Annotated in this window: 9 protein-coding genes; 3 read left to right on the top strand and 6 right to left on the bottom strand. The window is 67.0% G+C overall.

Annotated features, from left to right (window positions below; translation table 11 throughout):
* Positions 1-8: 8 nt before the first annotated feature.
* Positions 9-905 carry a GGDEF domain-containing protein gene (locus tag ACFFGH_RS02430; RefSeq protein ID WP_386664492.1) on the top strand — a complete coding sequence of 299 codons (897 nt, stop codon included), beginning with the start codon at positions 9-11 and terminating at the stop codon, positions 903-905.
* Between the two features lie 165 nt (positions 906-1,070).
* Here ACFFGH_RS02430 and ACFFGH_RS02435 read toward each other — a convergent pair whose 3' ends face one another.
* From ACFFGH_RS02435 to ACFFGH_RS02445, 3 genes are read right to left on the bottom strand one after another with little or no spacing between them, the layout of a single operon-like run.
* The gene (locus ACFFGH_RS02435) at positions 1,071-2,099 is read right to left on the bottom strand and encodes an ABC transporter ATP-binding protein (RefSeq protein WP_386664494.1); all 1,029 of its coding nucleotides are present in this window, start codon (positions 2,097-2,099) and stop codon (positions 1,071-1,073) included.
* Positions 2,089-3,714 carry an ABC transporter permease gene (locus ACFFGH_RS02440; protein ID WP_386664495.1) on the bottom strand — a complete coding sequence of 542 codons (1,626 nt, stop codon included), beginning with the start codon at positions 3,712-3,714 and terminating at the stop codon, positions 2,089-2,091. The genes ACFFGH_RS02435 and ACFFGH_RS02440 overlap by 11 nt, the downstream gene beginning before the upstream one ends.
* Positions 3,698-4,834, bottom strand: a complete 1,137-nt coding sequence (locus ACFFGH_RS02445; RefSeq protein ID WP_386664497.1) for a Fe(3+) ABC transporter substrate-binding protein — start codon at positions 4,832-4,834, stop codon at positions 3,698-3,700. The genes ACFFGH_RS02440 and ACFFGH_RS02445 overlap by 17 nt, the downstream gene beginning before the upstream one ends.
* Before the next feature lie 730 nt (positions 4,835-5,564).
* On the opposite strand from ACFFGH_RS02445, the gene ACFFGH_RS02450 reads away from it, so the two are divergent.
* Positions 5,565-9,575: a PAS domain-containing protein gene (locus ACFFGH_RS02450; RefSeq protein WP_386664499.1), complete on the top strand. Its 4,011-nt coding sequence runs from the start codon at positions 5,565-5,567 to the stop codon at positions 9,573-9,575.
* Positions 9,576-9,735: 160 nt separating this feature from the next.
* On the opposite strand, the gene ACFFGH_RS02455 is transcribed toward ACFFGH_RS02450, so the two are convergent.
* Complete coding sequence (locus ACFFGH_RS02455) at positions 9,736-10,770, bottom strand: hypothetical protein (RefSeq protein WP_386664500.1); 1,035 nt, start codon at positions 10,768-10,770, stop codon at positions 9,736-9,738.
* Positions 10,771-11,076: 306 nt separating this feature from the next.
* On the opposite strand from ACFFGH_RS02455, the gene lepB reads away from it, so the two are divergent.
* Positions 11,077-11,640, top strand: a complete 564-nt coding sequence (gene lepB, locus ACFFGH_RS02460) for a signal peptidase I (RefSeq protein ID WP_386664501.1) — start codon at positions 11,077-11,079, stop codon at positions 11,638-11,640.
* A gap of 147 nt (positions 11,641-11,787) precedes the next feature.
* Here lepB and ACFFGH_RS02465 read toward each other — a convergent pair whose 3' ends face one another.
* Together ACFFGH_RS02465 and ACFFGH_RS02470 are read right to left on the bottom strand one after the other, a co-directional pair.
* Positions 11,788-12,477, bottom strand: coding sequence for a hypothetical protein (locus ACFFGH_RS02465; protein WP_386664503.1), 690 nt, complete (start codon positions 12,475-12,477; stop codon positions 11,788-11,790).
* 15 nt (positions 12,478-12,492) lie between these two features.
* Complete coding sequence (locus ACFFGH_RS02470) at positions 12,493-13,116, bottom strand: RNA polymerase sigma factor (RefSeq protein WP_386664505.1); 624 nt, start codon at positions 13,114-13,116, stop codon at positions 12,493-12,495.
* Positions 13,117-13,215 lie beyond the last annotated feature (99 nt).

The following is a 13,215-nucleotide window of genomic DNA, read 5'->3' on the forward strand; positions in this document are numbered from 1 at the left end:
AGTAACTAATGAAGATTCTGGTGGCCGAAGATGACGCGACCTCGCGGCTCGTCCTCGGCGCAACGCTGCGGTCGCTCGGCCACGACGTGACCACCGTCGAGGACGGTGCTGCCGCGCTCGAGGCCTGGCGCCGCGAGGAGTTCGGCCTCGTCATTTCGGACTGGCTGATGCCGTTGCTCGACGGTCCCGGCCTGTGCCGCCATGTGCGCGCCGAGCGTCGCCCGCACTACACCTACGTGATCCTGCTCACCTCGCTGGAGGGCAAGGGCAATTACCTGTCCGGCATCGAAGCCGGGGCCGACGACTTCATCACCAAGCCGCTCGATCGCGAGGTGCTGGCCGCGCGGCTGTCGGTGGCCGAGCGCATCATCGGCCTGCACGAGGCGCTGCGGATCGAGGCCACGCGCGATCGCCTGACCGGACTGCTGAACCGCGGCGCGATTCTCGACGAGTTGCAGCGCGAGCTGCACCGCGCCGTGCGCGAAGACGGCCCGACCGCGACGATGCTGCTCGACATCGATCACTTCAAGCGCGTCAACGACACCTACGGCCATCTGGTCGGCGATGTCGTGCTGCGCGAGATCGCCCGGCGCCTGCAGCTCACGCTGCGCCCGTACGACCGCGTCGGGCGCTTTGGCGGCGAGGAATTCGTCGTGCTGATCACCCACGGCGATGCCGAGCAGTCGGCCCTTATCGGCGAACGCATCCGCGCGGCCGTGGCGGCGGAGCCGGTCGAAGTACCGGGCGGGCAGCCGGTATCGGTCACCGTCAGCATCGGCGTCGCGATCGGCCAGGGCTCACCCGACGATGCCGACCGGCTGCTCGCCGCGGCCGACCTTGCGCTGTACCGCGCAAAGGCGAACGGTCGCGACCGCGTGGAAGTGGAGCCGCTGGCAGCGCTGTAACGCGCGATCGGTGCGGCCTGTACGTCGAGCGCCATAGAGAACATGGCGCTGATGTGCGCGCCACCGTGCGCAGCATAGGTACCGTGAAGCCCGCGGCGCAGAGCCGGGCGATCGAAACGCTCGCCCGGTCGATGGACCCGTTCGCGCTCGTGCGAGCGTTTTGCGCTACGCGAATACCGACAGTGGGCCTTCGAGCGCGATCGGCACCGACGCACCTTCGGCCGGCGCGTTGGAGCGGTGGAGCAGCGCCTTGAGTTCGCGGCCGTCGTCGAGGCGCAGCACGCACAGGAATGCATCTCCGCGGAACCGGCGCTCGATGACCTGAGCGATGCAGGGTCCATCGGGCACCACGCGAACGTTCTCCGGGCGCACCAGTGCCTCGACTGCGGTGCCCAGCGGCCACGCGCCGCCTTTGCACCCCACCTCCCCGACGGCGCAATGCACGCGGCCGTGCCCGACCACCGTGCCGGGCAGCAGCGTGCCTTCACCGACGAAACCGGCGACGAAGCGCGAAGCCGGGCTGTCGTACAGCGTCGAAACGTCGCCCCACTGCTGCAGCCGCCCGTCGCCGACAAGGCCGATCACGTCGGCCATCGCGAACGCCTCACTCTGCGAATGCGTGACCAGCAACGCGGTGGTGCCGGTGCGCTTGAGCGCGGCGCGCACGTCGCGGGCAAGCCGGTCGCGCAGTTCGGGGTCCAGGCTCGCGAACGGCTCGTCGAACAGCAGCATGCGCGGCTCGGGCGCGAGTGCGCGGGCCAGCGCGATGCGCTGCTGCTGCCCGCCGGATAGCTGGTGCGGATAGCGGTCCGCCTCGTCGGCCAGACCCACGAGGGCAAGCATCTGCGTCGCGCGGTCGTGCGCTTGCGGTGCCGGGCTGCGGAACAGCCCGAGCCGCACGTTCTCGCGCGCGGTGAGGTGCGGCAGCAGCGCGTGGTCCTGGAACACCATACCGATCCGCCGCTGCTCCGGCGGCAGGTGGGCGCCAGGCCTCGACAACGCGGCGCCTTCGGCCAGGATCGCACCGCGCGCGAGCGGCTCGAAGCCCGCGATTGCGCGCAGCAGTGTCGTCTTGCCGCTGCCCGATGGACCGAGCAGGCAACCGATCTGTCCGGGCTGCAGGCTGAAGGACACATCGTCGAGCACGATGCGCCCGCCGTAGCCCACTGCCGCGCGATTGACCTCAAGCCGCATCCTGCCTCCGACGCGTCAACAGCATCACCGGGACCAGGCCCGCCAGCACGATCGCGAGCGACGGCAGCGCAGCGCGCGCCCACTCGCCTTCGTTGGTCAGCTCGAACACGCGCGTGGCGAGCGTGTCCCAGCCGAACGGCCGCATCATCAGGGTGATCGGCATCTCCTTCATCACGTCGACGAACACGAGCAGGCCCGCCGCTGCGAAGCTGCCGCGCAGCAGCGGCCAGTGGACGTGGCGCAGCTGCCGCGGCCCGGTCAGGCCCAGGCTGCGGCTGGCATCGACGAGGCCCGGGCGGATCCGCAGCAGGCCACCGGCCACCGGCGCATGCGCCACGGCGAGAAAGCGGATGCCGTAGCCCACCAGCAGCAGCGCGAGGCCGCCCTGCCACATCGCATCCATGCCGGTTTCATTCGCAAGCCACGTCGAAAAACGCGCCACCGGCACATACAGCCCGACCGCGAGCAGCGCGCCAGGCAGGCCGTAGCCGATCGTGGCCAGACGCGTGACCGCGGCACTTGCGAGCCCGGGCCGGGTACGCGCGGCCATCGCGACAGCGAACGCGGCAGCGGCGGTCAGTGCGGCGGCAACCATGGCCAGGCCCAGCGCATTGGTCACTGCTTCCACGTAGCGCGCATCCAACTCACCGAGGTGGCGCGCGGCATTCCAGAGCAGGCGTGCGGCCGGAACTGCAAAAGCGACCGTCACCACCAGCCCGCACAGCGCACTCGCAAGCCACGCGTGGCGACCAAGCCGCAGCCGCGTCGACTCGGCATGGCCGACCGTCGCGAATGACTGCCGCCGGCGCAACGCGGCCTCGATCGCCACCAGCGCGATCACGAACACGAGCATCACCGCTGCGATCTGCAACGCGGTGTCGGGAGAAAAAAGCGCAAACCACGCCTTGTAGATCGCGGTGGTGAACGTGTCGTAGTTGAACGCCGCGACGGTGCCGAAGTCCGCGAGCGTTTCCATCAGCACCAGCAGCGTGCCGCCGGCCACCCAGGGCCGCGCCAGCGGCAGGCTCGTCGAAAGAAACGCGCGCAACGGGCTCATCCCCAGCGAACGCGCGACCTCGAGCGCGCGACTGCCCTGGCTGGCAAAAGCCTCGCGGGCGACGAGATACACGTAGGGATACAGCGCGAACGTCAGCACCACGATCAGGCCCGCGCGCGAGCGGAACGGCAGCTCGGGCGCGCCCAGCTGCCGCAGCAGCGTGCCGACGGGACCCGAGTAATCGAACAGCTCGATGAACACCGTCGCCAGCACATAGCCGGGAAAGACGAGCGGCAGCACCAGCAACCAGGCAAATACACGCCGCCCCGGGAAATCGCACAGGGCCACGAGCGCCGCGAGCGCCGTGCCCAGCACTGCGCTCGCAATGCCCACGCCCAGCAGCAGCCAAACCGTGTTGCGGCCCACCAGTGGCAGCACGTGCGTGAGCAGGTGGTCGAGCGTGGCCGGATCGGGCCGCGCGAGTGCGGCGAGCGCCGACAGCAGTGGCACCAGGCTCGGCAGCGACAACGCGACGGCGAGCCACAACCACGGTGCCCGGGCGGGGCCGGGCACCGCGAAGCGCGTCAGCTCAGGAGCGGGATCAGCGGTAGCCTGCACGGTCCATCAGCTTGACCGCCTCGGCCTGCAGGCGGCCGGCTTCGGACACGTTGATCACGTCGGCCTTGTAATCACCCCAACCTTCGACCAGCGGCGCGGCCTCGATCTTCGGGTTGGCGGGATATTCCATGTTTTCGTTCGCGTACAGCGCCTGCGCCTTCTCGGACGAGAGCCATTCGATGAACGCGCGCGCCGCTTCAGGGTTGTCCGAATGCTTGGTCACACCGGCGCCGGACACGTTGACGTGCACGCCGCGGTCGCCCTGGTTCGGCCAGAACGGCTTCACGGCCAGCTCCGGTTTGTCGCGCTGCTGGCGACCGAGGTAATAGCTGTTCACGATGCCGACGCTGCAACGCCCGGCCTCGATCGCCTCGATCACTGCGACGTCGTTCGCGAACGGCGGCGCGGCCAGGTTCTCGGCCCAGCCCTTCACCACCTGCTCGGTGCGCTCCGGCCCGAGCGTCGCGATCATCGTGGCGACCAGGCTCTGGTTGTATTCGGACTTGCTGGTGCGCAAGCACAGCTTGCCGCGCCACTTCGGGTCGGCCAGGTCTTCGTAGGTCGACAGCTCCGTCGCCGGGACGGCCTTCGGATCGTGCACGATCGTGCGCGCCCGGACCGACAGGCCCACCCAGCGGTTTTCCGGATCACGCAGGTGGGCCGGGATGTTGGCCTGCAGCGTCGGAGAGTCGATCGGCTGCAGCAGGCCCAGGTTGGCGGCCTGCCAGAGATTGCCCGCATCGACCGTGATCAGCACATCGGCCTGCGTGCGGTCGCCTTCGGCGCGCAGACGCTCCATCAGCGGGGGCGCCTTGTCCGTCAGGTAGGTGACCTTGGTGCCGGTCTCCTTCGTGTACTGATCGAACAGCGGCTTGACCAGCTGCTCGTTGCGCGAGGTGTAGACAACCAGTTCTTGCGCCGCGGCCGGGGCGGCCGGCTTCGCGTCTGCAGCAGCCGGCTGCGCTTCGGGCTCGGCCTGCTTGCCGCAGGCTGCGGTCAGGACAAGGAGCGAGACAGCCAGGACGGAAAATCGCATTTGCAAGCCTCTTCTGATTCGATTGGGAGTAAACGGCAGGGCCCCGACGCACGTATGGCCGCTCGGCACCCGGCACTGCCGCAATGGCGAACGGGACGGAACCTGTCCTGGGACGTCCGACCCGCGCGGCTGTATCGGCGCGGGTCCGTCCGCATACCGCATGGGTCCGGCCCGACCAGCGCGGCCGCGCCCGGACGCTGAGTCATGGCGAAGGCGGCGCGATCCGGCCCGCGGTTGGGCACGGATGCCAACCGCCGCCGGCTTCGGCCGCCTTATGCACATGCCCTACAACCGGCCCATGATCCGGCCGCCGGGGCCACGGGTCAAACGAAAACGGTTCGCATCTTCTGCCCGTTTCGCTCAACGCACAGACGAACACAAGCACCGCGGAAACCTCGCGTCGCGGAAGCGACCAGGCTCAAGCGCGATACGGGCGCGGCGACCCAGGCAGCGGCGGCGATCGCGGGGGTTCATTTCAGCCAGATGCGCCGGATAGAGATCCACACAAGCCGTCATGCCGCGGCAGCCCATCGTCGTGCCAGACGTGCGGCAAGCCGCGTTGACGGGCCTGCTTTCAGCGGAACGGACGAGGTTATCAACCTGAGACCTGTCATGGGTCGCGGTTCAAGCCGACATCCGCAGGTGCGCCGTCACGACGGTCGAGCCACAAGCGAACTGACGGCTTTCGATAGCACCGGCCCCAATGCGTGTCGCACGGATGTCGTTTGACCACCGCATGCAGCTGAATGGGAGGAGGCAAAGCAACGACGACGCGGCCGCTACCATCTACGCCTGCCCGAAATCGGCTCCCCGAATGAAGCGCACCCCGTTCCTGTTTTCCGCTGGCACCCCGATGGCAGCACGCTGCCGCGAGTACCCGTGGGCAACGTCGGCCCTCGGGCAGCCTCAGACGTGGGACTCGGCGCTGAAGACGCTGGTGCCGATCATCCTGGGCTCCAACCAGCCCATGTTCGTCGCGTGGGGCGCATCGCGCACGCTGATCTACAACGACGCGTACGCCGAGTTGCTCGCCAACAAACATCCCGACGCGCTGGGCCGGGATTTTCTCGAGGTCTGGCACGAAATCCGGGAGGACCTGCGTCCGATCGTGGAGGGTGCCTACGCCGGCACGCCAGTCCAGATGGATGACATCGAGCTGTGGATCGAGCGGCGCGGCTATCGCGAGGAAACCCACTTCTCGTTCTTCTATTCCCCGGTTCGCAACGAGCACGGGGAGATTGGCGGCTTCTACTGCGCGTGCAACGAGATCACCACGCAGATCCTCACGGAGCGGCGGATTGTGGAGAGCGAAGCCCACCATCGCGGCGTGCTCGAGAACATGGACGAGGGGTTCACTCTTTTCGATCGCGACTTCACGATCCTCGAGGTCAATCCGGCGGCCCTGCGTATCTTGGGGCTGGCGCGCGAGCAGATGGTCGGGCAGAACCATTGGGAGCTGTTTCCCGGCACATGGGAAGGCATGGTCGGTGCGCTGTATCGCCAGGTTCTCGCCGAGCAGCGGCCGGGCTCGGCGGAGCATCTCTACCGTTTTCCGGACGGTCGCGATGTCTGGTTCGAAGTGCGCGCTTTTCCGGTCGGGGACGGCTTGGCATCCCTCTTTCGCGACGTGACCGAGTCCAAGCGGCTTCAGCACGAGGCCGAAGCCTCTGTTGAACGCGTGCAGCTGGCGCTCGAAGCGGGCGCGATTCTAGGCACGTGGATGTGGGACATCCAGAACGGCCTGATCGTGGGCGACGAGCAGTTCGCATTGAGCTTCGGGCTCGACAAGGCCGTGCTGAAAGCCGGTGCGCCACTCGATTACGTCTTTCGCAACATCCATCCAGACGACCAAGAGGTCGTTCATTCCGCTATCAACGAGGCAATCGAGCAGTGTGGCCTCTACCGTTGTCAGTACCGGGTATTTCGTGACGGCGAATACCGCTGGGTGGAGGCGAATGGCCGTGTCGATTGCGATCACACAGGTGCGCCGGTCCGCTTCCCCGGGGTTCTGCTGGACATCGAGGACCGGCGGCGGATCGAGGCCGAGCGCGACGCGGCAACCTCGCTGCTTACGACGTTTATCGAGGCGGTCCCGGGGGCGGTGTATGCCAAGGACCTTGAAGGCCGCTATCTAGTCGCGAACCGCGGCACCGCAGAAGTGCTCGGGGGCGCATTCGGCCAAGTCATCGGGCGGACCGACCTTGATCTCCTGACGGACCCTGGCGAAGCGGCCACGCTCATGGAACGGGATCGGCAAATCATGGCCTCCGGAGTGACCCGGCAGGCGGAAGAGGCCGTTCGTTGGGCTGACGGCACGCCCGCGATCTGGTGGACGACGAAGGCCCCTTTACGGGACGCGGAAGGAAAGGTCATCGGCCTGGTCGGCACCAGCGTCGACATCACAGCGCGCAAAGCCACGGAAGACGCACTCCGCCTTTCGGAGCAGCGCAGCGCGCTCGCGATCGAGGTTGCGCAGCTCGGCACCTGGCGCTGGGATGTGTTGTCCGGCTCGGTGACGGTCGACGACCGCTGCCGACAGATGTTCGGCCTGGCCGGCAGGCGGTCGTCGTTCGAATTCGACGATCTGCAGCAGCGCATCCACCCTGACGACTGGCCGGTGGTCGAAAAGGCACTGGCGTCCGCCCTCGATCCGGCAGGGACGGGCCACTACGCCGAAGAGTTCCGCTGGTTGCACGCGGACGGGCGGGTCGTGTGGACGAGTTCGCGCGGCATCGCGATCTTCGAAGGCGGATGGGGCAGTCGACGCGCCGTCGCGATGATCGGCTCGGTCATCGACATCACCGAGCGCAAGCAATTCGACGAACGACGCGGTCGGCTCCTGGCCCGCAAGGCGTTCCAGCTGGACCTCTCCGATCGGCTGCGCCACGTGGGAGACGCGGACAGCATGATCGAAGGGGCAAGCGAGTTGCTAGGCAAGCACCTCGGCGCCATCCGGGTCCTTTACGCAGAGGTCAACGACCCGGAAGGAACGGTCTTCCTGCGCCGGGACTGGACGAGCCCGGGCACCCTCAGTGTCGCGGGCGACACAAAGACAATGGACGACTTTGGTCCGGCCATCGTCGCCCAGCTTCGTGCAGGGCTTGTCGTTGCGAATCACGATGTCACACGTGACCCCCGAACTGCGGAAAGCACGGCGGCCTACCAAGCTTGGAACGTTCGAGCACATCTGCTGGTGCCGGTGATCCGCTCGGGCGAGCTGAGGGTGGTGCTCGCGGTGCACAGCGACACCCCACGGGAGTGGTCGGACGACGAGATCGAGATCGTCCAGGACGTCGCCGAGCGGACCTGGCTGGCGGTGGAAGCCGGGCGAGCCGAAGCCGAACTGCGCGCCGAACGCGACCTCAGTCGCGCGATCTTCGACAGCATGGAAGAAGGCTTCGCGATCTTCGGTGCCGACTGGACGATCATCGACGTCAACGAGATCGGCGCGCGGATCGCGCGGCGCACGCGCTCCGAAATGGTCGGGCGTAACCACTGGGACGCATTGCCGGAAACGGTTGGCACCCCGCTGGCTGCCATGTACCGACGGGTGATCGCGACGGGGGCATACGAAACGTTCGAATACCTCCATGAGCTGCCCGGCGAAGAGTCTCGCTGGATCGAGATCCGCACGTACCGGATTTCCAGCGGGGGCCTGGTGGTGTTCTTCCGCGACATCAGCGATCGCAAGCGCATCGAGCAGGAACTCAACGACGCGGTCCGCCGGCGGGACGAGTTCCTGGCGATGCTCGCGCATGAACTTCGCAACCCGCTGGCCCCGATCCGTGCAGCCGCGGATGTGCTGTCGATGCCGTCGATGGACGAAGCACGGATCAGGAAGACCAGCGCGATCATTTCCCGGCAGGTCAACCACATGACCAGCCTGGTAGACGATCTGCTCGACGTCTCGCGCGTGACCCGTGGCCTTGCGGTGCTGGAGAAGGAGCGCGTGAACCTGAAGTGGGCCGCGTCCACTGCGATCGAACAGGTGCGTCCGCTGATCGAGGCCCGGCGGCATCACCTGACCGTGCAATCGCCGCCCGGCAACGCCGATGTGTCCGGCGATCCGAAACGTCTCGTGCAGGTGCTGACGAACCTGCTCAACAACGCCGCCAAGTACACGCCTGAAGGTGGCCACATCGCACTGACGATCGAGGTCGAGGGCGAGAACATCTCGATCACCGTGGCCGACGACGGCATCGGCATGTCAGCTGATATGACCCGGCGTGCGTTCGCGCTGTTTTCCCAGGCCGAGCAGACGTCCGACCGCAGCCAGGGTGGCCTCGGCATCGGACTGGCGCTCGTCAAGAGCCTGGTGGAGCTGCACGGCGGCACCGTGTCCGCAACCAGTGCCGGCGCAGGCAAGGGCAGCCGGTTCACCGTCTGCCTGCCCAGGCGATCGGTCGAGTCCGGCCCGGCCTACGAGGACGGCGACGCCGCGCTGCCGGCCGTATCCGAGAAGCTGCGCGTACTGATCGTCGACGACAACCAGGACGCCGCCAGCATGCTCGAGATGTTTCTCGAAGCCTCCGGTCACTCGGTGGTCACCGAGCACGGCTCGCGCCGCGGACTGGAGCGTGCACTCGCCGAGCAGCCCGATGTGTGCCTGCTGGATATCGGTCTGCCCGACATGGACGGCAATGAACTCGCGCGTCGGCTGAGGGCGCGGCCGGAAACGCAGCAAACCGTGCTGATCGCGGTGACGGGCTATGGCCAGGATTCGGATCGGAAAAGCACGGCGGAGGCCGGCTTCGACCACCATCTGGTCAAGCCGATAGATCCGTTGGTGCTGACCGGGCTTCTCGCGGCCGTAAGGGCGCGATAGGTGGAAAGCTTGTCATGACTTCCACATCTGCGAGATGCAGCTACTGCAGCGTCGGCCGTGGCTTCGGCGTCAAAACGCGCGTTGCCCATCCCGAAAGACCAGGCGAGCCGGCTGCTGCACGCGGAGCCATGCGCGCCACCAGCCAGCAGCGCGCTTCACTTCAATCGTTCCGGCAGCGGGCGTCTATCTCGGCAATGAGCCCGACCGGGTCGTCCACGCCGAGGTAGATCTGCTCGACGACGCGGCAACCCGCCAAGCCCGACACGCGCGTACCGGGTGCGAGCTTGATCAGCACGTTGGCTTCGCCCATTCCGATCAGACGCATTCGTCCCTTGGCCCTGCGCACCGTGTCGCGGGTCGGCGCGGCGGTGGCGATGGTTGGCCACTCGATCAGAAAGTCGCTTGCGACGCCGTACCGTACGTGCAGGCCGCGCTCGGTCACGCTGAGCGGGCGGTAGAGCGTGGCGCGGTACTCGGCCAGCATGAAGAGCAATCCGTACACGGACAGCCCCGTGGCGACCGCAGCAACGGTCGGATTGAACAGGTAGATGAAAAAATGCGCGATCGGAATCTCGGCGCCGATGAGGATGAGAAACCCCATCTGATTGCTCGCATTCATGCCCTGCTTGCCGACATGGAAGTGGCGAATGCCGGGGAACGCGTGCCGGATCGGCCGCCTTAAAAGCCCATACAACCAGACCCGGCTCTCGAGCCGCAGCAGCCTTGCGAAAGCGCTGTTTCCAAACCGCTCGTCGATGGCCCGGTCGAGCGACAGTTCAAGATTCTGGCTGTGGTGTTCGCGGGCGACGCGGGTGAGCACCAGGGTTATCAGGCCGAGCTGGAACACCACAACGACGCCCAGTGCGACGTATCGAAGATCCTCCACGATCAGCCACGCGTGCTTGCTCTCGGCCGGAAGGATCAGGCTGCCAGCCAGCGCGCCCAGGCTCACCAGTGCGAGCGTCCTGACGACAGCGGCCTTGCCCTGCCTCCAGTTGAGCGCGAGGAATACGAGCGGCACGAACAGCAGCAGGTCGATCATGACCGGCCACTCGGGGGCGGGGCCCGCCGAGAAATGCGCGTAGTTGCGAACCAGGAAGGCATTCGCGGCAACCACGGCAGCCGCAAAGGCGATAAATCCGATACGGCCCCGGGCGCGCGGCGTGTGCTCGGATGGGCTGGCAATGGCGCTCATGATTGGGACGCTCGGTTTTTTCATGGCGGCGATCAGCTCCAGTTTCCCACAGGCACCGGGGCGCGCTGTTGGTGACTGCATCGGGGCGCAAGCGAATAGCAAGTAAGCATCGGCAGCCGCTGGCAAAAAACGCGGACATGGCAGGCTTGATCGGCGCCGCTGCCATCGTGACCGTGCCATCAGTTGGGTGGGTCTACCGGGAACTCCATGGCCGCCATCCGGTCAACAGCGGAGCCACCCACTGCAAGGACTCACATGCCTACCCAGGATGAAGCAGCGCGCCGGTCCGCTAGGTTTCGCGAACTCATGTCGCTGCTGGCGATGGTCGGTCTGATGTTTGTCACGCGGTCCTCGTTCGCCAACCACTACGTCGTGCCTACGGGCTCGATGGAGGGCACGCTGGTGCCGGGTGACCGGGTCGTCGTCGACATGTCGGCGTACGGGCTGCGAGTGCCTTACACGGAGCTCGTTCTGATCGAGCGCGATACGCCGCGGCCGGGCGATGTCGTGCTGCTGCCTTCTCCCGCCGACGGCACGCGCCTGATCAAGCGGGTCGTCGGCGTTGCGGGCGACCATGTCGTGATCCGGGATGGGCATCTGATGCGCAACGGCAAGCCTGCTGCGCTGGACGGCAGCGGCCTTGTGGAGCAGATCGGCCGCCAGCAAGTGCCGATCAAACTGCTGTCGGGCGGCGGGCCCGATGTCGAACTCGTCGTGCCCCCCGGCTACGTCTATGTCGTGGGGGACCACCGCGGCAACAGCCTCGACAGCCGCATGTTCGGTCTGGTGCCGCAGAAATCGGTCTATGCGCGGGCGCAGGGCGTGTTCTGGCGCTCCGGCGAAGGTCCTGTCTGGAAGGACCTTCACTGACATCGCGGCTGCATCGACGCGAGCAGCAATCGCATGCGACCGGATGCCGGTCGAGTGTGTGGCAAACCGGTTGTGGCTGATCACCCATCGCTGGCCGACCACGGCCACGTGCGGCCGCACTTCGCCCCGGTCAGTCAGTCATTTCGGCTATGCGGTTTCGCTAGCGTCCGTGGCGCTGCCGCTCTCAAGTGCCTGCAAGCGGCGAAGCTCGGAATCGGCCGCCACCAGGCTGCGCCCGGCCATGCCACGGCGCAGCCGTGCGTAAAGCTCCGGCCGGTTGCGTGCCCAGCGATCGAACAGCCACGTGGCCGCCAATCCGGCGATGCCGCCACCGATCATCCAGGGCAGGGCGGGCGCAACGCGCGCGAGAAAGTCCACGCCGACCCACGCGAAGGCGACCGCCGCGAACGGGATCCACAGCAGCCACCAGGCAAGCCCCAGCGCCGTGCTGCCGGTGACGTAAAGCTTCTGCAGACGCACCATGCGCTGCTGCAGCGCGACCACGGGCGCCTCGTAGTGCAGGCGCGACAGCGCACCCAGCGTCACTCCACCGAGCAGGATCGTCGCTACGCCATACGCGTGCAGGACGAGCGCGGAGACGAAAAGATGCGTCGGATCGCGATAGGTCGTCCACACCGGCACTGCCATCAGGATCAGGCCGATGCCGATCAGCATCTGGGACACCTGTCCCCATGCGAGCGGGCGCAACCGGCGCCGAAGCGACTCGAAAGCGCCCCTGCGGGCCTGTTGCAGCAGCAGATCGTTCTGCCGCTCGACCCGGCGGTCGAGGACCTGCCATGCGGCGTGGAGGCGGTCGAGGTCGATGGATGTATTCATGTAGGCGGCTCCTGGTCAGGAAACATGCGCGCACAGGCGCTGGCGGATGCGGCTGATGCGCGTGGTGACATTGGTGACGCTGATGCCGAGGATGTCGGCGATCTCGTTGCTGCTGCGCGCCTCGAGATGCAGAAGCAGCAGTGCGCGGTCTTCGCGATCAAGGCTGGACATCACCTGCGATAGCAGCAGCATCGCTTCGGTTTCTTCGACGCTGCCGGTCGTGGCGGCCGCGCTGTCGATTTCCGCGGCGTCGCCAACTGCGAAACAGCGGCCTTTTGCCGACTCCGCCCGGGCATGCGCCATGCCGGTGTTAAGCGCGACGCGGTACATCCACGTGGTGAACGGCCGGGTGCGGTCGTAGCCGGGAAACGCGCTCCACAGTTGTGTTGCGATCTCCTGCGCAAGATCGGTGCGATCGGCTTCAGTCCAGGCGTAACTTGCCGCCACCTTGAAGACGATCTTGCGGTGCTCGTGGAGCAATGCCGAGAATTCGGCGGCGGCGTCTGCCGAAGCGATGGTCACATCTGGGTGCATTCCGGTTGCCGGCAGTCGTGTCTGAACCATGATTAGCGTCAGCAGCCGGTTTGTCACAGCGCGGCCAGGCGCCGCGTGCGGCTGGTCAATGCCCGGCTGCGACATCGGGCACGGGCTGTGCTTCTTGCCGCGACCCGCGTGGGGCGCGTCCCGGGCCAATCTGCGACCGGCCCCTCCTTTCAGCACGGGCGCGGCGCGGGTGCG

The organism is Lysobacter korlensis, assembly GCF_042434515.1.

What these genes read in the sequence shown, in the direction of transcription:
- ACFFGH_RS02430 (WP_386664492.1), top strand. Translation starts at nt 9, where the DNA reads ATGAAGATTCTGGTGGCCGAAGATGACGCGACCTCGCGGCTCGTCCTC.
- ACFFGH_RS02435 (WP_386664494.1), bottom strand. Translation starts at nt 2,099, where the DNA reads ATGCGGCTTGAGGTCAATCGCGCGGCAGTGGGCTACGGCGGGCGCATC.
- ACFFGH_RS02450 (WP_386664499.1), top strand. Translation starts at nt 5,565, where the DNA reads ATGAAGCGCACCCCGTTCCTGTTTTCCGCTGGCACCCCGATGGCAGCA.
- ACFFGH_RS02455 (WP_386664500.1), bottom strand. Translation starts at nt 10,770, where the DNA reads ATGAGCGCCATTGCCAGCCCATCCGAGCACACGCCGCGCGCCCGGGGC.
- lepB (WP_386664501.1), top strand. Translation starts at nt 11,077, where the DNA reads ATGTCGCTGCTGGCGATGGTCGGTCTGATGTTTGTCACGCGGTCCTCG.
- ACFFGH_RS02465 (WP_386664503.1), bottom strand. Translation starts at nt 12,477, where the DNA reads ATGAATACATCCATCGACCTCGACCGCCTCCACGCCGCATGGCAGGTC.
- ACFFGH_RS02470 (WP_386664505.1), bottom strand. Translation starts at nt 13,116, where the DNA reads ATGTCGCAGCCGGGCATTGACCAGCCGCACGCGGCGCCTGGCCGCGCT.